The sequence below is a fragment of the Arthrobacter sp. K410C genome (assembly GCF_059090105.1).
The window spans coordinates 201,131-224,846 of record NZ_JBNHFJ010000002.1; the positions used below are offsets into that span (position 1 = coordinate 201,131).

Sequence of the window (23,716 nt, forward strand, 5' to 3'; positions counted from 1 at the left end):
TTGGAGACCAGAAAGCCGCAGACGGGGGACTGCGCGCACCGAAAGGTATCCATGACCCCGTCCAGTCCGCTACTCCGCGCCGCCTCGGCAACAGCCGCCGCAGCCGTGCTGGCGCTCTCGATAACACTGCCCGCAGGGGGCGCCGCATGGGCCGATTCCCCTGAACCGACGGGCTCGCAGACCTCCACCTCGACCCCGGGCTGTGGACAGGAATGTGCGCAGGAACCCACTGAAACCTGGACCCCGGAAGCACGCCCCACCAAGACGGCCAAGCCCGACGACGATCCCACGGAAACTGACGGGCCCGATCCCTCGGTGCCCGCGGCACCCCGGCCCGCCGCCCCGTCCACGCCGGCCGCAAATCCGGCGGCCCCCACTGCCTCCGTGGAACTGATGCCAGCCGAGCCGGCCGAGCCGGCCGAGCCGGCTGCCGGGCCAACGGAAACTGAGGCTGCAGCCACTCCGTCCGCAACGGCCCCCTCAACCGGCACGCCGTCGTCGTCCTCAAACTGGAACACGCCCGTCACCAGGTCAGCGAAGGCCACCCAGGCAGCCGCTGTCTCCCGGCAGGGGGCGGGGTCCGACGGCGCCAACCTGCCGGCCGTCGCCGCCGGTGTCCTCCTGGTGGGCGCCGGCGGGGGAGCCTTTGCCTGGTGGGGCAGGAACCGCATCCGCGCGCACTGACACCTGCCGGGCAGCAGGCGGGCGGTCGCCCCGGCTACAGCCCCGGGCACACTGAGCGGATTTGCGGCCCCGGCCCTGGCTGTAGAAGACTGCCGGGGACACCAGAAAAGCCGCGGTGGGGGGACTGCGCGCATCGAAAGGTAGCAATGACCCCGACTTCACCGGCCCTCCGTGTGGCGGCGGCCACCGCGGCAGCAGCGGTCCTGGCCATTGCCCTCCTCTTCCTGGCAGGGCCTGCAGTTGCCCATTCGCCGGAGCCATCACCTGCCACGCCGGAAGCGGACGCTCCGACCGAAGATTGCGGCCTTGTGTGCCTGCCCCTCCTTGGCGGCGGCAAGCCGGAACCCACGGACGTCGAACGCCGCACGCAGGCCCCGGCCGAAACCCCGGCGCAGCCAGGGAACCTGGCTGCAGAAGCACCCGTTCGTGCCCAACAACAGGCGGCATCCCCGGCCGCCACTGCGCCGGCAAACGGTCCCTCCGTGCAGGGCGCAGCCGAAGAGGAAGCATCGGAAAGGCCCGGCGAAGAAACCGCCACCGCTGGCACCGCCGTCGCCACATCGGCCGGACCCGCTTCGGCCGGGGCCTCCGGTGCGCCGGACTGGAATACGCCCATCAGCCGGTCCGCCAAGGCAACTCAGCTGGCAGGCATAACCCCGGCCGCCGGTCCGGGCGCCGGGGGTCCCGAACTGCTTCCCATCGCAGCCGGCACGCTTCTGGTGGGCGCAGGCGGTGCAGCCTTCATCTGGTGGGGCAGGACCCGCCTCCGGGCACACTAATCGGCGTCCTGTCACACCCGTAAGGCAAGATAGGTCTGTGAGCACAGGACCAGGCCCCGCAGAAAAGACAATCTCCGGGAACAGCAGCCCCGACAGCCCGGACGCCATCCCCTCCGACTCTCTCCGCGAGGAATACGAGAACCTGGCGGACCTCGTCCGGAAGTACCGGTTCGCCTACTACCAGGAGGACGCGCCCCTGGTATCGGACGCCGAGTTCGATACTCTCTTCCGCCGCCTCGAGGAGATCGAGGCGCTCCACCCGGAACTGGTCTCCAACGATTCACCCACCCAGGAGGTGGGCGGCGAGGTGTCCGCCGCTTTCGCGGCCGTAGAACACCTGCAGCGCATGTACAGCCTGGAAGACGTCTTTTCCATCGATGAGCTGGAGGCCTGGCTGAACAGGGCGGAAGCCAGTATCGAAAAGCTTGGCGACGGCGCGGCCAAGGCTTCCTGGCTCACCGAGCTCAAGATCGACGGCCTGGCCGTCAACCTGCTGTACCGGGACGGGAAACTGGTCCGCGCCGCCACCCGCGGCGACGGAACAACCGGTGAAGACATCACGCACAACGTGCTCACCATCAAGGAGATCCCGCAGCAGCTTGAGGGCGGAGGCTTCCCGGCAGAGATGGAAGTCCGCGGCGAGGTGTTCATCCCGTCGAAGGAGTTCGCGGAATTCAACGAGGCACTGATCGAAGCGGGCAAGGCGCCGCTGGCCAATCCGCGCAACGCCGCCGCCGGTTCGCTCCGCCAGAAAGACCCGGCCGAAACCGCCAAGCGTCCCCTGAAGATGTTCGTCCACGGCATCGGCGCACGCGAGGGGCTTGAAGCACGCAGCCAGTCCGAAACCTATGACCTGCTCAAGGGCTGGGGCCTGCCCGTCAGTCCTTACTTCGAGGTACTGGAAAGCCGCGGGGACGTCCTGGCGTTCATCGAAAAGTACGGGGCCCAGCGCCACAAACTGCTCCACGAGATCGACGGCATCGTCATCAAGGTGGACCACTTCGCCACCCAGCGTGCCCTTGGCTACACCACCCGCGTGCCGCGCTGGGCCGTGGCCTACAAGTACCCGCCGGAAGAAGTGCACACCAAGCTCCTGGATATCCAGGTCAACGTCGGCCGCACCGGCCGGGTGACCCCCTTCGGCATGATGGAGCCGGTCAAGGTTGCCGGCTCCACCGTGGAGATGGCCACCCTGCACAACCAGGATGTGGTCAAGGCCAAGGGCGTGAAGATCGGCGACATCGTCATCCTCCGCAAGGCCGGAGACGTCATCCCGGAAATCGTGGGCCCGGTCCTGGCCCTGCGCGACCAGCAGGATCCACCAGTGCGGGACTTCGTGATGCCCACCGAATGCCCCTCCTGCGGCACGCCCCTGGCCCCGGCCAAGGAGGGCGACGTGGACATCCGCTGCCCCAACGCGAAATCCTGCCCCTCGCAGCTCCGTGAGCGGGTGTTCCACCTTGCCGGCCGCGGGGCGTTCGATATCGAGGCGCTTGGCTGGGAGGCCGCCATCGCGCTGACGCAGCCGGCCGAGCCGGAGGTTCCACCGCTGACCTCCGAGGCAGCCCTGTTCGACCTCGCCCCCGAGGACCTCGCCCCAGTGAAGATCCGCCGTGAGAAGCGCTCCAAGGGCGTGGGCACCGGCGAATACGAACTGGTGCCCTACTTCTACAGCAAGGGCACGGCCAAGTCGCCGTCCAAGCCTACGGCCACCACGGAAAAGCTGTTCAAGGAACTGGAAAAGGCCAAGGCCCAGCCGCTGTGGCGCGTCCTGGTGGCGCTGTCCATCCGTCACGTCGGGCCGCGGGCTTCACGGGCACTCGCGCAGGCTTTCGGCACCATGGATGCCATCCGGGCAGCCTCCGAGGAGGACCTTGCCCACGTGGACGGCGTGGGGCCCACTATCGCCGCCGCGCTCAAGGAATGGTTCGCAGAGGACTGGCACCGGCAGATCGTGGACCGCTGGGCCGCGGCAGGCGTCCGAATGGCAGACGAACGGGACGAATCCGCCCCGCGCACCCTCGAGGGCCTCACGGTGGTGGTCACCGGGTCCCTGCCCAATTTCAGCCGGGACGAGGCCAAGGAAGCCATCCTGGTCCGGGGCGGCAAGGCCGCAGGCTCGGTTTCGAAGAACACCAGCTACCTGGTGGCCGGCGAAAGCGCGGGCACCAAGCTGGACAAGGCCGAACAGCTCGGAATTCCGGTGCTTGACGAGGACGGCTTCCGGCAGCTGCTGGAAGGCGGCCCTGACGCATTGCCCGGTGACGGCGCCGGGGCGCCGGCAGGGATGGAAACCGATGAGGACACCGCGGAGGCAACTGCATGACCACCCCTGACGAACTTCTGGTTGTGGCAAAGGCCGCCGCCGCGGCCGGAGCCAAGGTGCTTGCCGCCAGGAACGGGGACACCCTGGCTCCCAGCAACAAGGGCGCGGCAGGTGACTGGGTTACCGCGTTCGACGTCGCGGCCGAGAACGCCGTCCGCGGGGTGATCGCAGCGGCCCGCCCGAACGACAGCATCACCGGCGAGGAACACGGCACTACCCGGCCCGAGGCACCCAGCGGCTACCGCTGGTCCATCGATCCGCTGGACGGCACCACCAACTTCATCCGCAACATCGTTTACTACGCCACTTCCGTGGCGGTCGCCGATGCCGACGGCGCCTGGCTGGCCGGCGTGGTCAACGCGCCTGCGCTCGGCCGCACCTACTATGCCTCCCGCGGCCAGGGCGCCTGGCTGGAGGAAGGCGGCCGGGTCACCCGGCTGGAGGGTCCGGTCCCCGGCCGGAAGGGGCAGATCCTGGCCACCGGCTTCAGCTACGATCCTGCCGTCCGCGCCGACCAGGCCACCGCGCTGGCGGGCCTCATGGACGGGTTCGCTGATGTGCGGCGGCTGGGTTCGGCCGCCCTGGACCTGTGCATGGTGGCCGACGGCACCCATGACGCCTACGGCGAGCGCGGGCTCAACGAGCACGATTTCTCCGCCGGTGCGCTCATCGCGGAGGAAGCCGGCTGCTGGGTGCGGCGGCCGCGGCTGGCCAGTCCGCTCGACGGCGGGCCCTCCGATACCGACAGGCTGGACGCGTGGACCTGCGCCGCCGGCCTGGAGCTGTCCGGCAAGTTCCCGCTCTAGTCATCCAGGGTCCGGCAACGCGGCAGTACCGCTGCCGCCGGTAGTGATAGTTCAGTCACGGAAAGCGCCCTTTCGGGCCGGGGGAGCGGCAGCCGCCACTACCATTGACGGGTGCCACCGCAGATCACCATCCGTGCCGCCGTCGAGGCCGATTACGACGCCGTTGCCCGCATCACGCGCGATTCCTACCTCGCCGCGGGCTACTTCGACGATGCCGAACACCCGTACATGCGCAAGATCCAGGATGTTGCGCTGCGCGCCGGCCAGGCCACCATCTGGGTGGCCGAGCGGGACGGCACCGTGGTGGGATCGGTGACGCTGGCCACCGCCGGGGAACCGTACGCGGACATCGCACTGCCGGATGAGCTCGAGTTCCGCATGCTGGTGGTGGACCCCACCGTGCAGCGCAGCGGAGCCGGAAAGGCCATGGTGGACGCCCTCATTGACCATGCCCGGTCGCTGCCCGGCATCACCGGCATCGCCCTCACCACGGGGGAGACGTGGGAGAGCGCGCAGGGCCTCTACCGCAAGGCCCGGTTCCGCCGCGTGCCGGATCGCGACTGGTTCGTCCCCGGAACCGACACAAAACTGCTGGTTTACCGGCTGGACCTGTAGCAGCCCTACAGTGGTGCCGACCCACTTCCGGCATTGAAAGGCCCCACCATGCGCAAAACCTTCGGCACCGGTTCCGTCTGGGAACAGACGCTCGGCTACTCCCGCGCCGTCCAGGTGGACAACACCCTGTACATTTCGGCCACCGCGGCAAGCGGCGAGGACGGCATCGTGGGCGATGACTTCTACACGCAGACCCAGTTCATCCTGCAGAAGCTCGGCAAGGTCCTGGCGGACGCCGGTTTCAGCTTCGAGGACGTCGTCCAGTCCAAGCTCTACCTGACGGACATCAGCAAGTGGGAAGAAGCAGGCCGCGCCCACGGCGAAGTATTCGGCGACATCCGCCCCACCCTGTCCCTGGTGCATGTGCTGCCGTTCCTGGACCCGAAGATGCTTGTCGAGATCGAGCTCGTGGCCCAGAAGAGCGCCAGCTAGAAAAATCTACGGCGCGGCGGGCAGGCCATAGCGGTGCTCCGGCCTGCCCGTGCTCCCGTACCGCAGCTGGATGTCGACGGCGCCGTCGTCGGCGAGCGATGACAGGTAGCGTTGGGCGGTTGCCCGGGACACGCCCACCCGGCCGGCCACTTCCGCGGCCGAATACTGTTCGCCGGGAACCAGCGACTCCAGCACCGCGGCTTCCGTGGCGGAGCGTGGCTTCGCCGACGGCGTGACATCCCCCGGGATCAGTGACCGCTTGGCGCGCTCCACGGCGTCCTGGTCCAGCGCCCCGGGGTTGGAGAGGAGCCGCCGGTACCGGGCGTAGGACCGCAGCTGCTGCGACAGGGCGTCAGCAGTGAACGGCTTCAGCAGGTATCCCAGCGCACCGCGGCGGAAGGCCGTCCGGACGGACAGGGCATCCGAGGCCGCGCTGAGCATGACGGTATCGACGTCCAGCTGCTGCAGCAGGTCCAGGCCGGAGGCGTCCGGCAGGTAGACATCCAGCAGCACCAGGTCGGGACGGAGGCTGTGGATGGCCTGCAGCGCCAGGGAGGCCGTGCCCACCGGCGCCAAGGCCAGGAAGCCAGCCACCGAGTCCACGTAAGCAGCGTGGAGCTTGGCCACATGGAAGTCGTCGTCCACGATCAGGACCCGGAAATCCTCAGCCATCGTTGTGGTCTCCCTTCATGTCCGCGCTTCGCGGAGCTGAATCGCCTTCTGGTGTCCCGGAGCGTGCCGCCGACCCCGTACTTCCCGCCGTGGTTCCCGGCAGTGTGGCCATGAAGACGGCGCCGGGTCCGCCCGGCCTTCCCCGGTCCAACACCGTGACGTCCCCGCCGCGGCGCCGGGCCAGCTGCCGGGCAAGAGCCAGCCCAAAGCCCTGGCCGCCGGCACGGCCGTTCCTAGACAACGGGCCGGTCGCGGTGGTGAAGCCTTCGGTGAAGACCTGTTCGGCATCCGTTCCCTCCGCCAGCCCGTCGCCCGAGTCCGCGACCACCACGTGGAGGGTGCCGCCGTCGTCGCCCGGCTCGTCCAGCACCTCCACCTCCACCCAGCGTTCCGCCGCCACTCCCGCCACCGCTGCATTGACCGCGTTGTCGATCAGGTTGCCCAGCACCGTGGTGACGTCCTGCGCCTCCGTGACCTGCCCGCGGACCAGGGTTTCGGGGCCGATCCGCAGGGCGACACCCCGCTCCTCGGCCTCCACGCCCTTGGCACCCACGAACGCCTGGAGGTAGGGGTCCTGCAGAAGTTCGGCCTGCTCCACCGGGAACGTGAGGGGGCCGGTGGCGGCAAGCTGGGCCAGGTACTCGCGCGCCTGCCGGTGTTGGCCGATGCTCATGAAGCCGGCCAGCGTGTGCAGCTGGTTCGCGAACTCGTGGCGCTGCGCGCGCAGTGCCGTCGACATGGTGCCCACGGCATCCAGCTGGCGGGTGAGTTCCTGCAGTTCCGTACGGTCTCGCAGCATCACCACCCAGCCGAGGTCTTCCCGCCGGTGCAGGGCCTTGCGGGCATTGGCCACCAGCACCCGTCCTCCCGCCACGACTTCCAGGGCGTCACTGCCGGTGGTGCCGCGCCTGGTCAGGGACTTCACCTGGTCCGGGACCGGGGCATCCTCCCAGCGCCCGCCGGTCAGGTCCGGTTGGCTGAGCAGGCGCTGTGCGGCGGCGTTGAACACACTGATCCGGCCGTCGGCACTCACGCCGATGACGCCGTCGTCCACGCCCTGCAGCACCGCCACCTGGTCGTGGACCAGCGTGCTGATCTCCTCCGGTTCCAGGCCCAGCGTCAGCCGCTGCAGCCGGCGGCGCAGCAGGAAGGAACCCAGCACGCCGGCCAGCAGGGCCCCCGCCGCTGTCCCGGCCACGGGGCCGATGTCGCGGGCCACGCTCTGGCCCACCGTCTCCATGGAATAGCCCACGCTGACCTCGCCCACCACGGTGGAGCTGCCGGGGGCGTACACCGGCACCTTGGCTCCGGCAGACGGGCCCAGCGTCCCGGTGTTCCGGGTGGTGACCTCGCGTCCGGCCAGGGCTTCGGTGGGGTCGGTGCTGACCTTCTCGCCAAGCCGCTCCGGCTCCGGATGCGCCAGCCGGAGGCCCGTCTCATCGGTGATCACCACAAACAAGGCCCCGGTCCTGGTCCGCGCGGCCTCGGCCGCCTGCATCAGGGGCCCGGCCGCGAGTTCGGCCGGCGGGGGAGTGCCCTCGCGCGCGCTGATGGCCTGCACGTCGGCCCGGACGGAGGGATTGGAGGCGACGGTCCGGGCGAGTGTCAGCGCCTGGTTTTCGGCCTCGCTGCCAACCCTGTCATAGGTCAGCCACGCATGGACGGCGGCGCTGAGCAGGACCACCAGCAGTACCACGGCCACCTGCAGCAGCAGCGTCTGGGTGGAGAACCGCAGCGGCGGTCGGGGCGCGGAACGCTGCATGATCCTCCTTGATACGGGTCGGCTGTGCCCACCTGGCCCCGCGGCAACCAGCCGCGGCAGCACGTGAGCAGAATGAGCAAAATGCTCCCAATAAGCAGTATGCCAATCAATTGAGCCAAAGGCACTGCCGTGACGGCGGCCACCCTACAGTCTGTAGCACGCATCACAACGCTGTGGTGCCGTTCACAAGAAGGAGCCGGCTGTGCTGGTAATACTTGGATTCGCCATGATCGCGGTATTCATGGTGCTGATCATGACGAAAAAGTTGACGCCAGTGCTGGCGCTGATCATCGTCCCCACCGTCTTCGGACTTTTCGCCGGTGCCGGCCTGGGCATCGGGGACATGGTCCTGGATTCCATGAAGTCCATGACCTCCACCGCGGCGCTGCTGATGTTCGCCATCATCTACTTCGGGCTGATGATCGACGTCGGGCTGTTTGACCCGCTGGTGAAGTTCATCCTTCGCAAGCTCGGCAACGATCCCGCCAAGGTTGTGCTCGGCACCGCCCTGCTGGCAGCCGCCGTGTCCCTGGACGGCGACGGCTCCACGACGTTCATCCTCACCACCGCAGCCATGCTGCCCATCTACCTGCGGCTCAAGATGAGCCCCGTGGTCCTCACCTGCGTGGCCGGCCTCGCCAACGGCACCATGAACATCGTCCCCTGGGGCGGCCCCACCGCCCGCGCCGCCACCGCACTGGAAATCGACGTCAATGACGTCTTCGTCCCCATGCTTCCCTCACTGGTCGCCGGCATTGCCGTGGTCCTCGCCTTCGCCTGGCTCCTCGGCCTGCAGGAGCGCAACCGGCTCCGTGCCACCCAGCCGGAAATCTGGGGCGTCCCGGATACTGCCGAGAAGTTCGACGGCGGCGCTTTCGCAGGCTCTGCGGGCGGCGGTTCCGGAACCGGCCGCGGACGCACGGGTGGCAACCCTGGCGGAGCAGCCCCCGCCGGCGGCCTCTCTCCGGAAGGCTCGTCCGTGGCAGTGCTGGACCGTCCCGAAGACCTGGTGGACGACAGCGACACGGCCATGGCGGACACCGCCCTGGACCCCAACCGCAGCACCCTGCGCCCCAAGCTGTTCTGGTTCAACCTGGCCCTCACGGTGGCCGTCATGGGCATGCTCATCGCCGACCTCATCCCGCTGCCCTATGTCTTCATGGTGGGCTCCGCCATCGCCTTGCTGGTGAACTTCCCCAAGGTCAAGGACCAAGCCACCCAGCTGGTGGCCCACGCCCCGTCCATCGTCGCGGTGGTCAGCATGGTCATGGCCGCTTCCGTCCTCACCGGCGTGCTGACCGGCACCGGCATGGTGGAAGCCATGTCCGCCTGGCTCGTGCAGATCATCCCGTCCAGCATGGGCCCGTTCATGGCCGTCATCACCGGCGTCCTCAGCATCCCCATGACGTTCTTCATGAGCAATGACGCCTTCTACTTCGGCGTGCTGCCGGTCCTCAGCGAAACCGCCGCGCACTACGGCATCAGCGCCGCGGAAATGGCCCGCGCCTCCATCACCGGCCAGCCGTTCCACATGCAGAGCCCGCTGGTTCCGGCCATCCTGCTGCTGGTGTCCCTGGCCAAGGTGGACCTCGGCGACCACCACAAGAAGGTGCTGTGGCGCAGCGCCGTGGTGTCCCTGGTCATGCTGGGAATCGGCATGCTGACCGGAGCCATCGGTATCGGTTAGTCTGTAGCTGCCGCGGCGCTGTTCCTTGTGGACGAACCCCGGCATGAAGGTGCCCGTCTGACGCCCGCTGGGGGTCGTCAGACGGGCATCATCGTTTCCCCACTAGAATGGATCGGAAACCAATCCGAACTTTGCAGGGGAGATCCATGGCTGCGATCAACCGTGACGACGTTGCGCATCTCGCGCAGCTCGCTCACATCGAGATGAGTGCTCATGAGCTGGACAGGATGGCCGGAGAACTCGCCGTCATCGTTGATGCGATCAAGTCGGTCAGTGAAGCCGCCGGAGACGACGTGCCGGCCACGTCCCACCCCATCCCGCTGAGCAATGTCTTCCGGGAAGACGTCGTGGGCCACACCTTCACGGCGGAACAGGCACTCTCCGGTGCCCCGGATTCCGACGACAACCGTTTCAAGGTTCCGGCAATCCTGGATGAGGACTAAACAATGACTGAACAGAACACCAGCGCCGCCGCCCTGATCCGGCTCTCAGCCGCACAGCTGGCCGACAAGCTGCGCGCCCGCGAAGTTACCGCCGTCGAGGTGGTCCAGGCGCACCTGGACCGGATCGCCGACGTGGACGGCGGCGAACGCGGCATCAACGCGTACCTGCACATCAACGCCGAGGAAGCGCTCGCCGTCGCGGCCGAAGTGGATGCCATCCGTGCCGCCGGCGGACCCGAGGCCGGGGCCCTCCACTACCTGGCCGGCGTGCCCATCGCGGTCAAGGACCTCATCGTCACCATCGGCCAGCCCACCACGGCAGGCTCGAAGATCCTCGAGGGCTGGCACAGCCCCTACGACGCCACCGTTGTGGAGCGCCTCCGCGCCGCGAAGATGCCCATCCTGGGCAAGACCAACCTGGACGAATTCGCCATGGGCTCCTCCACGGAGCACTCGGCCTACGGCCCCACCCGCAACCCGTGGGACCTGGACCGCATCCCTGGCGGCTCCGGCGGTGGCTCGGCTGCCGCCGTCGCCGCCTTCGAGGCGCCCCTGGCCCTCGGCACGGACACCGGCGGGTCCATCCGCCAGCCCGGCGCCGTCACCGGCACGGTGGGCGTCAAGCCCACCTACGGCAGCGTCTCCCGCTACGGCGCCATCGCCATGGCCTCCTCGCTGGACCAGATCGGCCCGGTCTCCCGGACCGTCCTGGACTCGGCACTCCTGCACCAGGTCATCGGCGGGCACGACTCCCGCGATTCCACCTCGCTGCCTGACCCGCTGGCCGACCTCGTGGCCGCCGCGAAGACCGGCAACGTCGAAGGCCTGCGGATCGGCATCATCAAGGAACTGCACGGCGAGGGCTACCAGGCCGGCGTCGAAAACCGCTTCAACGATTCGCTCGAGCTGCTGCGTGAGGCGGGAGCGGAAATCGTCGAGGTTTCCTGCCCCAACTTCCAGTACGCCCTGGGTGCCTACTACCTCATCATGCCGTCCGAGGCGTCCTCCAACCTCGCGAAGTTCGACGGCGTCCGCTACGGCCTGCGCGTCCTGCCCGAGGACGGTCCCATGACCATCGAACGCGTCATGGGTGCCACCCGTGCTGCGGGCTTCGGCGACGAGGTCAAGCGACGGATTATCCTGGGCACCTACGCCCTGAGCGCCGGCTACTACGACGCCTACTACGGCTCGGCACAGAAGGTCCGCACCCTGGTGCAGCGGGACTTCGACGCCGCGTTCACCGTGGCGGACGTCCTGATTTCCCCCACGGCGCCCACCACGGCCTTCCGCCTCGGCGAGAAGCTGGACGACCCCCTGGCCATGTACCTGAACGACGTCGCCACCATCCCGGCCAACCTGGCCGGCGTTCCCGGGCTGTCCCTGCCCGGCGGACTGGCGGACGAGGACGGCCTGCCCGTGGGCATCCAGCTGCTCGCACCCGCCCGGGAGGACGCCCGCCTGTACCGCGTGGGCGCCGTCCTGGAGTCCCTGCTCGAGGCCAAGTGGGGCGGACCGCTGCTTGCCCAGGCTCCCGACCTTGCCGGTACCGCGGCCCTCGAAACCCAGGAGGCAAAATAATGACCACCGACGCGATCCTCAGCTTCGAAGAGGCGATGGAGAAGTACGATCCCGTCCTGGGGTTCGAGGTCCACGTGGAGCTCAACACCAAGACCAAGATGTTCTCCTCCGCGCCCAACGTCTTCGGTGACGAGCCCAACACCAATGTCAACGAGGTGGACCTCGGCATGCCGGGCGTCCTGCCGGTAGTGAACAAGACGGCGGTGGAGTCCTCCATCAAGATCGGCCTGGCCCTCAACTGCAAGATTGCCGAGAGCTGCCGCTTCGCCCGGAAGAACTACTTCTACCCGGATACCCCCAAGAACTTCCAGACCTCGCAGTACGACGAGCCCATCGCATACGACGGCTACCTGGACGTCGAACTTGAGGACGGCACCGTGTTCCGCGTGGAAATCGAACGCGCGCACATGGAGGAGGACGCCGGCAAGCTGACCCACATGGGCGGGGCCACGGGCCGCATCCACGGCGCCGACTTCTCCCTGGTGGACTACAACCGGGCCGGCGTTCCGCTGGTGGAAATCGTCACCAAGCCGATCCAGGGTGCCGGTTCCCGCGCCCCCGAACTGGCCAAGGCCTACGTTGCGGCGGTCCGCGAGATCGTGAAGAACCTCGGAGTTTCCGACGCACGCATGGAACGCGGCAACGTGCGCTGTGACGCGAACGTCTCGCTCCGCCCGCACGGCCGCGAACGCTTCGGCATCCGCTCCGAGACGAAGAACGTGAACTCGCTGCGCGCCGTCGAACACGCCGTCCGCTACGAGATCCAGCGCCACGCCGCCGTCCTGGACTCCGGCGAGCCGGTCGTCCAGGAAACCCGGCACTGGCATGAGGACACCCGCACCACCACGTCCGGCCGGGCCAAGTCCGACGCCGACGACTACCGCTACTTCCCGGAGCCGGACCTGGTTCCCGTGGTGGCCTCCCGTGAATGGGTGGAGGAGCTGCGCGCCACCCTGCCCGAGCCGCCGGCCGAGCGCCGCAAGCGGCTCAAGGCCAGCTGGGGCTACTCGGACCTCGAATTCCGCGACGTGGTGAACGCCGGCGTCCTGGACGAGATCGAGGAAACCATTGCCGCCGGCGCCAGCGCCTCCGTGGCGCGCAAGTGGTGGATGGGCGAAATCGTGGGCCGCGCCAAGGCAGCCGACGTGGACCCCGGCCAGCTGGGCGTCCAGCCCGCTACCATCGTGGAGCTCGCCCGCATGGTTGAGGACGGCAAGATCAACAACAAGATGGCGTCGCAGGTGCTGGACGGCGTTCTCGCCGGTGAAGGCACCCCGGCGGAGATCGTCGAGAAGCGCGGCCTCGCCGTCGTGTCCGACGACGGGCCCCTGCTGGAAGCCATCGACGCCGCCCTCGCCGCGCAGCCCGACGTCGCCGACAAGATCCGCGGCGGCAAGGTCCAGGCCATCGGCGCCATCGTGGGCGGGGTCATGAAGGCCACCCGCGGGCAGGCCGACGCCGGACGCGTCCGCGAGCTGATCCTCGAGAAGCTGGGCGTCACCGTCTAGCTGCCGCGCACCCCGAACCGGGTAGCGCCCCTGCCGTTGCGGAACCGCAGCGGCCGGGGTCGCTGCCCGGTTTTGCCTTAAGTACTCAGGTAGTGGTCGGCGGAAAGTACGCGTTCACACCCGGTGACGCCGGTCCTACACTGGAGCGCACGGAGGCCGCCCTATGCAGGCCCCGGACAGCGACGCGAAAGGGACCGCGATGCCACTGCAGGACAAGCCAAGGATCCGCAAGGCCTTCGTTGCGGGGGCCATTGCCCTTGCCTTGAGTGGTACGGGGGCCGCCATCGCGTGGTCCGCCGACTCGCCGTTCCCGTCGCCGCCGCAGTCCGCGCCCGGGCAGGAGAAAAAGCACGACAAGCCGGGCAAACCGGACATGTCCGCCAAGCCTGGGAAGCCCGGCAAGCCGGACAAGGCCCAGCGGCCGCAACTCCAGCACAGCGAAAGCGTGGTCAAGAACGCTGACGGCACCTTCCAGACCGTCCTCGAGCAGCGCGGCACGGTTGAGGCTGTTGGCGATACGTCCATCACCGTCAAAAGCGAAGACGGCTTCAGCCGGACCTACACCGTCAACGCCGAAACGCGTATCACCAAGGCGCCGGGAACGGGCGACGACGGCGAGCGGCTCCGGCCCGGCGACGGAAGCATCGCGGACATCACCACGGGCGAGGTGGTCCGGGTAGCAGGCGCAAAGAACGGGGACCAGGCCACGGCAGAGCGGATTGCCGAAGGCGCCGGGGACGTGCCCGGGCTCGGGCTGGGCAGGGGGAACGGCATGGGCCACGGGCAGGCCAAAGGGCAATCGCAGTAGCCGGGACCCTGTTCGCTCAGCCCTGCTCCACCAGCCCCGCCATGATTTCCTGCAGCGCCTCGCACACCATCATCACGGACCGGCGCTTCAGGTTCTCCGGCCGTGCCAGCAGGTCGATCCGCCGCCGGGTGCTGATGCCCGCGAGCGGACGCAGGACGATATCCGGATTCAGGACGGGGCGGGCGGTGTACCGGGGCAGCAGTCCCACCACGCCGCCGGCGGCCACCAGGGCCGCCACCGTGGAGTAGTCATTGATGCGGTGGACGATGTTCAGTTCACGGCTGGACACCGCGGCGACGGCGGACAGCACGTCGGCGGGGGAGTAGCCGGCGTGGCTGGTCACCCAGGCCTCACCGGCGACGTCGTCCGCGGTCACAGCCCGCTTCCGTGCCAGCGGGTGTCCGGCCGGAAGCGCGACGTCCAGGGGCTCGTGCGCGAGCGGGATCACGGTAACCCGTTCGTCCGGCCAGCGGGGACTGTGGTCCATCCGGTGGGCCAGCACCAGGTCGTAGCGGGCGGTCAGGGCGGGGAAGTCCTGTTGGGCCACGTCCTCGTCGGACAGTTCCACCCGCGGCCCGCCTGGGGTGTCCAGCATCCTGGCGAGGGGTGCGAAGACCGCCTGGCCGGCGCTGTGGAAGCCGCTCAGGGTAACCCGTCCTGCCGGGGAGCCGTGGTAGCTGCCGATGGCGCTTTTGGCCTCGGCCATCGCGCTGACGACGGCGGCTCCCGCGTCTGCGAGGACCTGGCCCGCCTCGGTGAGCACCAGGTTCCGGCCCTCCTTCCGGGTCAGCGGAACATCCACCGTGCGCTGGAGCAGGGCCAGTTGCTGGGAGACGGCGGACGGGGTGACCATCAGGGTGTCGGCCACGGCCTTGACGCTGCCCAGGGCGCCGAGCTCGCGGAGGATTTCAAGTTGGTGGATCTCCATGGACCAAGTCTAAGCATTAGCAAAAGCTACATCGTCGATTGAGTAAAAGCTGATTGTGCTAAACGGTTTCCGGGGCTGTAATGGGGAGGGCAGCACCTGCCAATGATGTGACAACCAAGAGTGAGGAAGCCGATGAAGGCTCTCTACAAGGCCGGCCCGGAGGCCGGATTCGAACTGGTGGACCGTCCGGAGCCCACGGTGGGTCCGGACGACGTGAAGATTCGAGTCATGACCACCGGGATCTGCGGCACAGACCTCCATATCCAGTCCTGGGACTCCTGGGCCCAGGGGATCATCGAAGCTCCCCTGATTCCGGGCCACGAATTCTACGGCGAGGTAGTGGAGACCGGCGGGGACGTTCGGGACGTGAAGGTTGGCGACCGGGTATCCGGTGAAGGCCACGTTGTCTGCGGCATCTGCCGGAACTGCCGCGCCGGCCGCCGGCAGATGTGCATCCACACGGTCAGCGTGGGCGTGCAGCGGGACGGGGCATTCGCCGAGTATGTGGTCATCCCGGAAACCAACGTCTGGGTCCACCATGATCCCTCGGTCACGCCCGAGCTCGGCGCCATTTTCGATCCCTTCGGCAACGCGGTGCACACCGCCTTGAGTTTCCCGCTGGTGGGCGAGGACGTGCTCATCACCGGTGCCGGACCCATCGGGCTGATGGCCATCGCCGTCGCCCGCCACGCCGGTGCCCGAAAGATCGCCATCACGGACGTCTCGCAGCCCCGGCTGGACCTGGCCCGCAGGCTCGGCGCAGACCTTGCCATCGACGTCTCCACCACCCGCGTCCGCGACGCCCAACGTGAACTGGGCATGCGTGAAGGCTTCGACATCGGCATGGAGATGTCCGGCCACCCCACCGCCCTGCCGGAAATGATCGACAATATGAACCACGGCGGCCGGATTGCCATGCTGGGCCTGCCCAGCCAGGACATCACCATCGACTGGGGCAAGGTGGTCACCCACATGCTCACCCTCAAAGGCATCTACGGCCGGGAAATGTACGAAACCTGGTACGCCATGAGCGCCATGCTCTCCTCCAACCCGGTCCTCCACGCGGGGATCTCCGCCGTGGTCACGGACACGCTCCCCGCTGCAGACTGGGAGAAGGGCTTCGACCTGGCCCGCAGCGGCAGCGGCGGCAAAGTTGTCCTCGACTGGACCCGACTCTAAAGGATCACCACCATGTACACCTCCATCAAGGACCAGCTGAGCAGCGAGCTGGAGGACATCCGCACCGCCGGGCTCTACAAGACTGAGCGCAGCATCACCTCGCCCCAGTCCAGCCACATCACCGCCGGCCGACTCGGCTCATCCGGAGCGGACGTCCTGAACTTCTGCGCCAACAACTACCTGGGCCTCGCAGACCACCCGGACATCATCAGCGCAGCCAAGGGGGCGATGGATGAACGAGGCTTCGGCATGGCCAGCGTGCGGTTTATCTGCGGCACCCAGGACCTGCACCTGGAACTCGAAGGCCGCGTCTCCCGCTTCCTCCGTACCGAGGACACCATCCTGTTCTCGAGTTGCTTCGACGCCAACGGCGGGGTGTTTGAATCCCTGTTCGGTCCCGAGGACGCCGTCATTTCCGATGCGCTCAACCACGCCTCCATCATTGACGGCATCCGGCTGTGCAAGGCCCAGCGGTACCGGTATGCCAACCAGGACATGGCGGACCTTGAAGTGAAGCTCGTGGAGGCGAAGGACGCCCGCCGGAAGATCATCGTCACCGACGGCGTGTTCTCCATGGACGGTTACCTCGCCCCGCTGGAAGCCATTTGCGACCTCGCCGAACAGTACGGCGCGCTGGTGATGGTGGACGATTCGCACGCCGTCGGCTTCATGGGCTCCACCGGCGCGGGCACGCCGGAACATGCCGGCGTCTCGCACCGGGTGGACATCTACACCGGAACCTTCGGCAAGGCCCTGGGCGGGGCCTCCGGTGGCTACGTTTCCGGGCGCGCCGAGATCGTGGCCATGCTCCGGCAGAAGGCCCGGCCCTACCTCTTTTCCAATTCGCTGGCTCCGGCCATCGTCGCCGCCACCATCAAGGCACTGGACCTGGTGGAGAACTCGGCCAGCCTGCGGCGGCAGCTCTTCGACAACGCCGCCCTTTTCCGCCGCCGGATGACGGAGGAAGGCTTCGACCTGCTGCCCGGCGAGCACGCGATTGTCCCGGTCATGTTCGGCGACGCCGTCCTTGCCGCCAAGGTGGCTGACCGGATGCTGCAGCACGGTGTCTTCGTCACCGCGTTCAGCTTCCCGGTGGTGCCGCGCGGTGCCGCCCGCATCCGGGTGCAGCTTTCGGCCGCGCACTCAGCCGACGACGTCGAAGCGTGCGTTCAGGCCTTCGTTGCCAGCCGCGCGGAAGTGGCTGCCTGACCCGGGCACCGATCACTGGCAGCCGTTTCTGGAGCAACTCTGCAAGGATGGAACGCATGGCAGCACATTACGATGTCCTGATCGTGGGCGGCGGCATTGCCGGACTGTCCCTGGCGTCCGCGCTGGCGGGGAAATGCAGCGTGGCGCTGGTGGAGGCCGAGCAGGAGCTGGCCTACCACACGTCCTCCCGGTCGGCCCGGCAGCTCATCCCCAGTTACGGCCCGCCCGTGGTTCAGGAGCTCACCGCCAGGACACTCGAGCTGATCGCCGCCCGCGACGCCGAGCTGCCGGAGCCGGTCCTCACTTCGCGGAGCTTCATGCTGATCGGCAGCGAGGCCGGCGTAGCGGCGGAAGCCAGCGGCTCCATGAAGCCCATCACCCATGCCGAAGCGCTGGAGCTCTGTCCGGCGCTGGTTCCGGAGTCGTTTGCCGCTGCAGGCCTGGACACCGGATCGTTCGGTTCCAATGCACCGCTGCTGCTGGAGGACCACCGGCAGCGGGCAGTGGCCGCCGGGGCCGATATCTATACCGGCGCCGGGGTCCATTCCGCGCAGCGGCTCGGGTCCGGCTGGGAAGTGGGTGCCGGCACGGAAGCCTTCCAGGCGGGGGTGCTGGTCAACGCGGCCGGAGCCTGGGCCGACGAGCTGGCCGTCATCAGCGGGGTGGAGAAGCTGGGCCTGCAGCCGTACCGGCGCACCGCGGCGATTGCCGCCGTCGAACGTCCCCTGCCTGAGGGGAGCCCCATGGTGGCAGCCGCGAACAACACGTTCTACTTCCGGCGGGAGGGGAACGATGTCCTGATCTCGCCGTCGGAGGCGGTGCCCAGCGGCCCCGAGGATGCCCGGCCCAGGCCGGGCGACGTCGAACGCCTGGTGGATCTGCTGAACACCGTGACAACCCTCGGCATCACGGGGGTGCGCAGGGCCTGGACCGGGCTCCGCACGGAAGCGGCCGACGGGGTTCCGGTGGCGGGCTTCGACGCCGAGGCGCCGGGCTTCTACTGGCTCGCCGGACAGGGCGGCTACGGGTTCCAAACCTCCTCGGCCATGGCCGAACTGGCGGCGGAGCAGATCCTTGCCGGCCAGGACGGGACCGATGGGACAGTTCCGGTATCCCGGACAGCGCAGGCGCTGGCAGCCACGCGGTGGTCCATCCGGCGCTGAACAATGGTTGCATGAGCACCCTGATCACCAACATTGCCGAACTGATGACCCAGGACCTGGAACACCGGGTCCTGAAAGACGCGGCGGTAGTGATCGAGGGGGAGCGCATCGCCTGGATCGGGGCGGCCGCCGACGCGCCTGCAGCCGACGACGCCGTTGACGCCGGCGGTCGGGCCGTCCTTCCCGGCTGGGTGGATTCGCACACCCACCTGCTGTTTGCCGGTGACCGGACGGCTGAGTTCGAGGCGCGCATGGCCGGGGAGCAGTACGCTGCCGGCGGCATCGCCGTCACCATGAACGCCACCCGCGCCACGTCGGACTTCGACCTCACCCGCCTGGCAATGGGCAGGGTGGCGGAAGCGGTCTCCCAAGGGACCACCTACCTCGAGACGAAGACGGGCTACGGGCTGGACGTGGAGCATGAGGCCCGCAGCGCACGGATTGCCTCCACGGCTGCGGACCAGGTGACTTACCTCGGCGCCCACCTGGTTCCCGCCGGCCAGGATCCGGAGGCCTACACGGACCTGGTGTGCGGCCCCATGCTGGCTGCCGTCCGCCCTTTTGTAGAGTGGGCGGACGTGTTCTGCGAGGAGGGAGCCTTCACGGCGGAACAGTCCCGCAGGGTTCTGCTGGCCTGCCGGGACGCCGGCCTGAAGCTGCGCGTGCACGGGAACCAGCTCGGTGAGGGCCCCGGGGTCCAGCTGGCCGTGGAGCTAAGGGCAGCCAGCGTGGACCATGTGAACTACCTTTCCGCCGGCGACGTCGAGGCCCTGGCCGGAACCTGGTCCGGCTGGGACGCAGCCCGTGGAACCGGGGAACGGGGCACGGTGGCCACCTGCCTGCCTGCCTGCGACCTTTCCACCCGCCAGCCGCTGGCCCCGGCGCGCGCACTGCTGGATGCAGGCGTCCAGGTGGCGCTCGCCTCCAACTGCAACCCGGGCACGTCCTACACAAGTTCCATGGCGTTCTGCGTTTCCACGGCTGTCCTGCAGATGCACCTCAGCGTGCACGAGGCGGTACGGGCGGCCACCTACGGCGGCGCGCTGGCGTTGCACAAGGAAGCCGGGAAGGACGCCGACGGCGAACGCGCGGTGGGCTCAATCGCCGTCGGCCACCGTGCGGACCTGCACGTGCTCAACGCGCCCTCGGCCACGCACCTCGCCTACCGTCCCGGCATGCCGTTGACGTACGCTGTCTGGCGGGCCGGAGTGCGGGAGCGGTAGGCCGCGAAGGGCTTAGTGACGTTAGATGATCATTTCGCGTCTGTTATGATCAGAAAACGTCACCCGAAGCGGTGGCTGTTGTATTGAGAGGCCCTGCATGACCCGCACCGACCGACTGACCGCCATTCTCGACCTGCTGGCCAAGACCGGGCAGGTGGAAGTCGACGAGATCGTCAGCACGCTCGGGGTATCGCCGGCAACGGCACGGCGGGACTTGGACAGCCTGGCCAAGCGCCGGCTCCTCACCCGTACCCGCGGCGGAGCTACCACCGGTGCCCTGGCCTACGACCTTCCAGGCCGCTACAACCGCGACGACCACGCCGAGGCCAAGGAACAGATCGCCCAAGCCGCCTCCGCCCTGATCCGGCCCGGTGCAGTGATTGGGCTGTGCGGCGGCACCACCAGCACAGCCCTCGCCCAGATCCTCGCGACCCGCGAGGACCTGAACGCACCGTCCAACCAGCCCACCCTGACAGTGGTTACCAACGCCATCAACATCGCAGGCCAGCTGGCCGTGCGGCCCAACATCAAGGTGATGGTCACCGGCGGCATCCTCAATCCGCGGTCCTACGAACTGGTGGGGCCGTACACGGACATCATCATGCAGAAGGTTGTGCTGGACATCGCCTTCATCGGCGTCAACGGCATCGATCCGGAGGTGGGTCCCACCAATACTGGTGAGGGCGAGGCCTCGGTCAACGCCCTGCTGGCCAGCAGGGCACGGGTGTCCTACGTCATCGCCGACTCCTCCAAGGTGGGGGTGCGTGCCTTTGCCACCATGGACGGCTACCACTTCACCCGGCTGATTACGGATGCGGGCATCTCCCCGAAGGACAAGGCTGCCTTTGAAGCCAACGGCACGGAAGTCATCGTGGCACCTGCCTAACCGCCCGGCCTGGGCGTGCCGGGCAGTGGCGATCGGGGTTTAGGCAATCAGCCACGATCCAGAAACTGCAGGCAAGATGGGTACATGCTGGTTCCCTCCCGCCGTCGTCTGAAGCTCGAAGTCTGGATTGTCCTGGGCCTCTCCCTTGGCCAGTCCGCCGTGTACTCCGTGGTGCAGCTGCTGGACAAGATGACCCGGGCTCCGCTGGCCGAGGGAACTTCCACACTCAACCGCTCCCAGAGCACCCGCGAGTATTTCGACCTGACGTACCAGCTGTTGGACATCATCTTCGCCCTGGTGCCGGTGCTGCTGGTGATCTACTTCCTGACGGACCAGCGGCAGGCGGCAACGGCCGACGGCGGCAATCCTGGCTCTGCGTTCCGGAAGTTGGGCTTCGATTTCGTCCGGCCTGGCAAGGACCTGCTGCAGGGGTTGGGGCTCGCGGCCCTGATAGGGATTCCCTCCCTGGGCCTTTACGCCGCGGGCAGGACGCTGGGCATCACTACTGCCATCATCCCCAGCGCGCTGGACGCCTACTGGTGGACCGTGCCGGTCCTGATCCTGTCCGCCCTCCGGCATGCGGTGGTGGAGGAGGTCATCGTGGTGGGGTACCTGATGAACCGTTTCGGCAAGTTCGGCTGGAGCATCCCGCTGTCCATCGCGGCGAGTTCGTTTCTCCGCGGCACCTATCACCTGTACCAGGGATTCGGTCCCTTTATTGGCAATGTGGTGATGGGCATCGTCTTTGCCTGGCTGTACACCCGGACCAAGCGGGTCATGCCCCTTGTCATTGCCCACGCGCTTCTGGACATCGTGGCATTTGTCGGATTCAGCCTCTTCGGCAGGGCCGTGGGGCTGGGGTAACAGCTACGTGTGGAGCAGGGCCGGGTTGCTCTGTGCCCAATAGCTCAGGGCCGGGTCGCTGAGGGCCTGGTCGCCGAGGGCCAAATCGCTGACGGACAGGTCCTTTTGTGGGTCGGGTGGCAGAACGACGGGCATGGCGTAGAAGTCGTCCCACATGGGGTCGTAAGGCGCGATGTCGTCAGCGTCGATGAGGTTGTCGTCCACGGGTTCTTCACATGGTGGTTCGGCGCAGGCTTGTTCGCTCCAGGGCGGTGCTGATTCCAGCCATTCCGGCGGGAGCCATCCATCGGCAGTGGAGAGGTCCGCTCCAGTTTGTTCCTGGAGGTGCGGCACGGTATTCAGTTCCTGAACCAGTCCGTTGTCTGGCCAGATGGTTGGTTCCCGGTCGGGTTGTTCGGCAAGGTATGTGCGGCCGGTGGGTGAGGTCCAGCCGGGTGGTTCGTTTTGCGTTGCTTCCGTAGGCTTCCAGCCGCTGTTGTGTTTGAGCCGGTGGTGTTTTGGGCAGAGTTGAGCCAGGTTGCTGAGCCCGGTGGTGCCACCGTGCTCCCACGCTTGGAGGTGGTCTGCTTCGTTGTCGAGCGAATGGTTGTTACAGCCGGGGAAGGTGCATTTGCCGTCGCGGAGGCGGAGGGCCTGCCGCATGGCTCTGGTGAGCCGGTAGCTGGTGCGGCCGATTTCCAAGGGTGTTCCGTCGGCGGGGTCGACGAGGACACGGTAGAACGAGTCGGCTCCGTCGGCGACGAGTTTCCGGGCCATCGACGCCGGGATCGGGCCGTACCCGTCCAAGGTGGCCGGTTCATCTGTCACGCCGAAGAGCGCCAACGCCGGGACAGTGACAAGCACATTCGCCCGCGGTGTCGGAACCTTTCCGACGGCCGGATTGAGGTCAAACGTGCTGGTGCTGGTGACTTCGTCATCGGCATCGGGCATCAGATAGTCCCCGGAGTGTACGGCAGCGTCGTCCGGAATACCGAGGTCGGCGGCGGGCTCGTCGGACCCGAGAAGTGTGGCAAGCCCAATGAGATTGTTCGGGATCAACTCACCGGTCGCACCAGGCTCAGAGGGACTTGCTCCTTCCCCGCCGCCGGCCGGGATGGTCCTGCCGCGCCCGCTGCCGGCGACGGCGTCTGTGGTGGTAGTGATGGCTTGGGCAGGGGCGAGGAGGCGGCGGGCGAACTCGTCAGCCTTGATTTGGGGAAGGGTCCGGGTTTCGTTGGGTCCTTGCAGGCCGCGGGCGGTGGCGGTGTTTTTGTTCCAGATTGCAGTGGCGGAGTCGGCGGGGAGGTAGGCGGAGATCCAGGCCATGCCGTCACGGTCCCGGTGGAACTCGACCCGCCGGTCGGCCACGGATTTGGCGTGGCGTTTTTCGATGGAGTCGGGGTGGTGGCGTTCGCGCCAGGCGCGGACCCTGGCCCGGAGCCGGGACGGTACGAGGGCGGTGGCGGGGCAGCCCCGGGCCGGGTTCGGTGCGTCCGGGTCCAGGAAGTGGTCCGCGAGTGCCACGGCGGCGGTATGGTGCAGGGCCTCTGTTTCGTCAGCGATGATCTTGGCGCCCTGCCAGGACAACGCCCCCGAAGACAGATTCCCGTAGACGGAGGGGAGGGAGCAGACCCGCCGGGCCTGGGTGATGAACGCCCCTGCGGCCCCGGCGCTGATGGTCAGGATCCCGGCGATTTCTTCCACTGCCGATATTTCCGCGTAGGTGCGGTCGTGGGTGGAGGCGTCGGGCGGGGTCATGGCCTGCTGCAGATCAATGCACTCGGCGGCGTCCCTGGCCTTGAGCGCGGCGACCTGAGCCTCGAGTCGCGATTCCAGGGCGAGCCGGTCCAGCCGGATCCGGTACAGCCGGTCCAAAGGATCAACCCCAGCGCCTCCGTCAGACTCCGAAGCAGCCGCAAGGGCTTCTTCTTCAAGGAACAGCGCGTTGATGGCAGCCGTGGTGGCATAAACACTCTCCATCGGTGCTGCTACGACCGCGCCATTTCCCATACAAGAATCATCACCGGAGGCACTGACATTTTGAGCGACTGCGGCCCAGAGCCTTGAGCCCCGGGGAAAAACCCGCGGTTAAAGCAACTTCGGCCGCCATCGGGAGGTGACGCCGTTGTCACATCCTGATGGCGGCCGAAGTCCGCTAGGGCCGTAACGCCCGGTCAAAGGAAGG

21 protein-coding genes are annotated in these 23,716 nt (G+C 67.8%); 17 read left to right on the plus strand and 4 right to left on the minus strand.

Features of this window, described 5'->3' with window-relative positions:
* The first annotated feature begins 51 nt into the window (after positions 1 to 51).
* The 6 genes from AC5RU7_RS05820 (at position 52) to AC5RU7_RS05845 (ending at position 5,642) form a co-directional block, all read left to right on the plus strand.
* Positions 52 to 684 (plus strand): hypothetical protein, encoded by a 633-nt coding sequence (locus AC5RU7_RS05820; RefSeq protein ID WP_494051495.1) that lies wholly within the window; start codon positions 52 to 54, stop codon positions 682 to 684.
* Positions 685 to 830: 146 nt separating this feature from the next.
* Entirely contained in the window at positions 831 to 1,463 is a 633-nt protein-coding gene (locus AC5RU7_RS05825; protein ID WP_494051496.1) for a hypothetical protein, read from the plus strand.
* Positions 1,464 to 1,500: 37 nt separating this feature from the next.
* The gene (gene ligA / locus AC5RU7_RS05830; RefSeq protein WP_494051497.1) at positions 1,501 to 3,789 is read left to right on the plus strand and encodes an NAD-dependent DNA ligase LigA; all 2,289 of its coding nucleotides are present in this window, start codon (positions 1,501 to 1,503) and stop codon (positions 3,787 to 3,789) included.
* The gene (locus AC5RU7_RS05835; RefSeq protein ID WP_494051498.1) at positions 3,786 to 4,595 is read left to right on the plus strand and encodes an inositol monophosphatase family protein; all 810 of its coding nucleotides are present in this window, start codon (positions 3,786 to 3,788) and stop codon (positions 4,593 to 4,595) included. The genes ligA and AC5RU7_RS05835 overlap by 4 nt, the downstream gene beginning before the upstream one ends.
* A 111-nt stretch (positions 4,596 to 4,706) precedes the next feature.
* Positions 4,707 to 5,210: a GNAT family N-acetyltransferase gene (locus AC5RU7_RS05840; RefSeq protein ID WP_494051499.1), complete on the plus strand. Its 504-nt coding sequence runs from the start codon at positions 4,707 to 4,709 to the stop codon at positions 5,208 to 5,210.
* A gap of 48 nt (positions 5,211 to 5,258) precedes the next feature.
* Positions 5,259 to 5,642 (plus strand): RidA family protein, encoded by a 384-nt coding sequence (locus AC5RU7_RS05845; protein ID WP_494010534.1) that lies wholly within the window; start codon positions 5,259 to 5,261, stop codon positions 5,640 to 5,642.
* 6 nt (positions 5,643 to 5,648) lie between these two features.
* Here AC5RU7_RS05845 and AC5RU7_RS05850 read toward each other — a convergent pair whose 3' ends face one another.
* Both AC5RU7_RS05850 and AC5RU7_RS05855 read right to left on the minus strand, forming a co-directional pair.
* Positions 5,649 to 6,314, minus strand: coding sequence for a response regulator (locus AC5RU7_RS05850; protein WP_494010533.1), 666 nt, complete (start codon positions 6,312 to 6,314; stop codon positions 5,649 to 5,651).
* Positions 6,307 to 8,076: a sensor histidine kinase gene (locus AC5RU7_RS05855; protein ID WP_494051500.1), complete on the minus strand. Its 1,770-nt coding sequence runs from the start codon at positions 8,074 to 8,076 to the stop codon at positions 6,307 to 6,309. Before AC5RU7_RS05855 ends, AC5RU7_RS05850 begins: the two co-directional genes overlap by 8 nt.
* A 202-nt stretch (positions 8,077 to 8,278) precedes the next feature.
* Between AC5RU7_RS05855 and AC5RU7_RS05860 the strand changes: the two genes are divergently transcribed.
* The 5 genes from AC5RU7_RS05860 (at position 8,279) to AC5RU7_RS05880 (ending at position 14,100) form a co-directional block, all read left to right on the plus strand.
* Positions 8,279 to 9,763 carry a CitMHS family transporter gene (locus AC5RU7_RS05860; protein WP_494051501.1) on the plus strand — a complete coding sequence of 495 codons (1,485 nt, stop codon included), beginning with the start codon at positions 8,279 to 8,281 and terminating at the stop codon, positions 9,761 to 9,763.
* A 146-nt stretch (positions 9,764 to 9,909) separates the two neighbouring features.
* The gene (gatC, locus tag AC5RU7_RS05865) at positions 9,910 to 10,206 is read left to right on the plus strand and encodes an Asp-tRNA(Asn)/Glu-tRNA(Gln) amidotransferase subunit GatC (protein WP_494010530.1); all 297 of its coding nucleotides are present in this window, start codon (positions 9,910 to 9,912) and stop codon (positions 10,204 to 10,206) included.
* Positions 10,207 to 10,209: 3 nt separating this feature from the next.
* Positions 10,210 to 11,784, plus strand: a complete 1,575-nt coding sequence (gene gatA, locus AC5RU7_RS05870; protein ID WP_494051502.1) for an Asp-tRNA(Asn)/Glu-tRNA(Gln) amidotransferase subunit GatA — start codon at positions 10,210 to 10,212, stop codon at positions 11,782 to 11,784.
* The gene (gene gatB / locus AC5RU7_RS05875; protein WP_494010528.1) at positions 11,784 to 13,292 is read left to right on the plus strand and encodes an Asp-tRNA(Asn)/Glu-tRNA(Gln) amidotransferase subunit GatB; all 1,509 of its coding nucleotides are present in this window, start codon (positions 11,784 to 11,786) and stop codon (positions 13,290 to 13,292) included. Before gatA ends, gatB begins: the two co-directional genes overlap by 1 nt.
* A gap of 199 nt (positions 13,293 to 13,491) precedes the next feature.
* Complete coding sequence (locus tag AC5RU7_RS05880; protein WP_494051503.1) at positions 13,492 to 14,100, plus strand: hypothetical protein; 609 nt, start codon at positions 13,492 to 13,494, stop codon at positions 14,098 to 14,100.
* Positions 14,101 to 14,116: 16 nt separating this feature from the next.
* On the opposite strand, the gene AC5RU7_RS05885 is transcribed toward AC5RU7_RS05880, so the two are convergent.
* Positions 14,117 to 15,028 (minus strand): LysR family transcriptional regulator, encoded by a 912-nt coding sequence (locus AC5RU7_RS05885; protein ID WP_494051504.1) that lies wholly within the window; start codon positions 15,026 to 15,028, stop codon positions 14,117 to 14,119.
* A gap of 132 nt (positions 15,029 to 15,160) precedes the next feature.
* On the opposite strand from AC5RU7_RS05885, the gene tdh reads away from it, so the two are divergent.
* The 6 genes from tdh to AC5RU7_RS05915 all read left to right on the plus strand — a co-directional run bounded on the left by tdh (position 15,161) and on the right by AC5RU7_RS05915 (position 21,552).
* Complete coding sequence (gene tdh, locus AC5RU7_RS05890; RefSeq protein ID WP_494051505.1) at positions 15,161 to 16,207, plus strand: L-threonine 3-dehydrogenase; 1,047 nt, start codon at positions 15,161 to 15,163, stop codon at positions 16,205 to 16,207.
* 12 nt (positions 16,208 to 16,219) lie between these two features.
* A complete protein-coding gene (locus AC5RU7_RS05895) occupies positions 16,220 to 17,416 on the plus strand; it encodes a glycine C-acetyltransferase (protein WP_494051506.1) in 1,197 nt (398 codons plus the stop codon).
* Positions 17,417 to 17,472: 56 nt separating this feature from the next.
* Positions 17,473 to 18,579 carry an NAD(P)/FAD-dependent oxidoreductase gene (locus AC5RU7_RS05900; protein WP_494051507.1) on the plus strand — a complete coding sequence of 369 codons (1,107 nt, stop codon included), beginning with the start codon at positions 17,473 to 17,475 and terminating at the stop codon, positions 18,577 to 18,579.
* A gap of 11 nt (positions 18,580 to 18,590) precedes the next feature.
* On the plus strand, positions 18,591 to 19,802 hold the full coding sequence (gene hutI / locus AC5RU7_RS05905; protein WP_494051508.1) for an imidazolonepropionase: 1,212 nt from the start codon (positions 18,591 to 18,593) through the stop codon (positions 19,800 to 19,802).
* Positions 19,803 to 19,899: 97 nt separating this feature from the next.
* Complete coding sequence (locus tag AC5RU7_RS05910; protein WP_494051509.1) at positions 19,900 to 20,688, plus strand: DeoR/GlpR family DNA-binding transcription regulator; 789 nt, start codon at positions 19,900 to 19,902, stop codon at positions 20,686 to 20,688.
* Positions 20,689 to 20,772: 84 nt separating this feature from the next.
* Positions 20,773 to 21,552, plus strand: a complete 780-nt coding sequence (locus AC5RU7_RS05915) for a CPBP family intramembrane glutamic endopeptidase (RefSeq protein WP_494051510.1) — start codon at positions 20,773 to 20,775, stop codon at positions 21,550 to 21,552.
* A gap of 3 nt (positions 21,553 to 21,555) precedes the next feature.
* Here the strand turns inward: AC5RU7_RS05915 and AC5RU7_RS05920 are convergent, their stop codons facing one another.
* Complete coding sequence (locus tag AC5RU7_RS05920; protein WP_494051511.1) at positions 21,556 to 23,541, minus strand: HNH endonuclease signature motif containing protein; 1,986 nt, start codon at positions 23,539 to 23,541, stop codon at positions 21,556 to 21,558.
* Between the last annotated feature and the right edge of the window lie 175 nt (positions 23,542 to 23,716).

Bases quoted from the DNA above. Each gene is read 5' to 3' on its own strand.
- AC5RU7_RS05880 (WP_494051503.1), top strand. From the start codon at position 13,492: ATGCCACTGCAGGACAAGCCAAGGATCCGCAAGGCCTTCGTTGCGGGG.
- AC5RU7_RS05835 (WP_494051498.1), top strand. From the start codon at position 3,786: ATGACCACCCCTGACGAACTTCTGGTTGTGGCAAAGGCCGCCGCCGCG.
- gatC (WP_494010530.1), top strand. From the start codon at position 9,910: ATGGCTGCGATCAACCGTGACGACGTTGCGCATCTCGCGCAGCTCGCT.
- AC5RU7_RS05855 (WP_494051500.1), bottom strand. From the start codon at position 8,076: ATGCAGCGTTCCGCGCCCCGACCGCCGCTGCGGTTCTCCACCCAGACG.
- AC5RU7_RS05895 (WP_494051506.1), top strand. From the start codon at position 16,220: ATGTACACCTCCATCAAGGACCAGCTGAGCAGCGAGCTGGAGGACATC.
- AC5RU7_RS05820 (WP_494051495.1), top strand. From the start codon at position 52: ATGACCCCGTCCAGTCCGCTACTCCGCGCCGCCTCGGCAACAGCCGCC.
- AC5RU7_RS05910 (WP_494051509.1), top strand. From the start codon at position 19,900: ATGACCCGCACCGACCGACTGACCGCCATTCTCGACCTGCTGGCCAAG.
- hutI (WP_494051508.1), top strand. From the start codon at position 18,591: ATGAGCACCCTGATCACCAACATTGCCGAACTGATGACCCAGGACCTG.
- AC5RU7_RS05885 (WP_494051504.1), bottom strand. From the start codon at position 15,028: ATGGAGATCCACCAACTTGAAATCCTCCGCGAGCTCGGCGCCCTGGGC.
- tdh (WP_494051505.1), top strand. From the start codon at position 15,161: ATGAAGGCTCTCTACAAGGCCGGCCCGGAGGCCGGATTCGAACTGGTG.
- AC5RU7_RS05915 (WP_494051510.1), top strand. From the start codon at position 20,773: ATGCTGGTTCCCTCCCGCCGTCGTCTGAAGCTCGAAGTCTGGATTGTC.
- AC5RU7_RS05850 (WP_494010533.1), bottom strand. From the start codon at position 6,314: ATGGCTGAGGATTTCCGGGTCCTGATCGTGGACGACGACTTCCATGTG.
- AC5RU7_RS05900 (WP_494051507.1), top strand. From the start codon at position 17,473: ATGGCAGCACATTACGATGTCCTGATCGTGGGCGGCGGCATTGCCGGA.
- AC5RU7_RS05825 (WP_494051496.1), top strand. From the start codon at position 831: ATGACCCCGACTTCACCGGCCCTCCGTGTGGCGGCGGCCACCGCGGCA.
- AC5RU7_RS05920 (WP_494051511.1), bottom strand. From the start codon at position 23,541: ATGGGAAATGGCGCGGTCGTAGCAGCACCGATGGAGAGTGTTTATGCC.
- AC5RU7_RS05845 (WP_494010534.1), top strand. From the start codon at position 5,259: ATGCGCAAAACCTTCGGCACCGGTTCCGTCTGGGAACAGACGCTCGGC.
- gatB (WP_494010528.1), top strand. From the start codon at position 11,784: ATGACCACCGACGCGATCCTCAGCTTCGAAGAGGCGATGGAGAAGTAC.
- gatA (WP_494051502.1), top strand. From the start codon at position 10,210: ATGACTGAACAGAACACCAGCGCCGCCGCCCTGATCCGGCTCTCAGCC.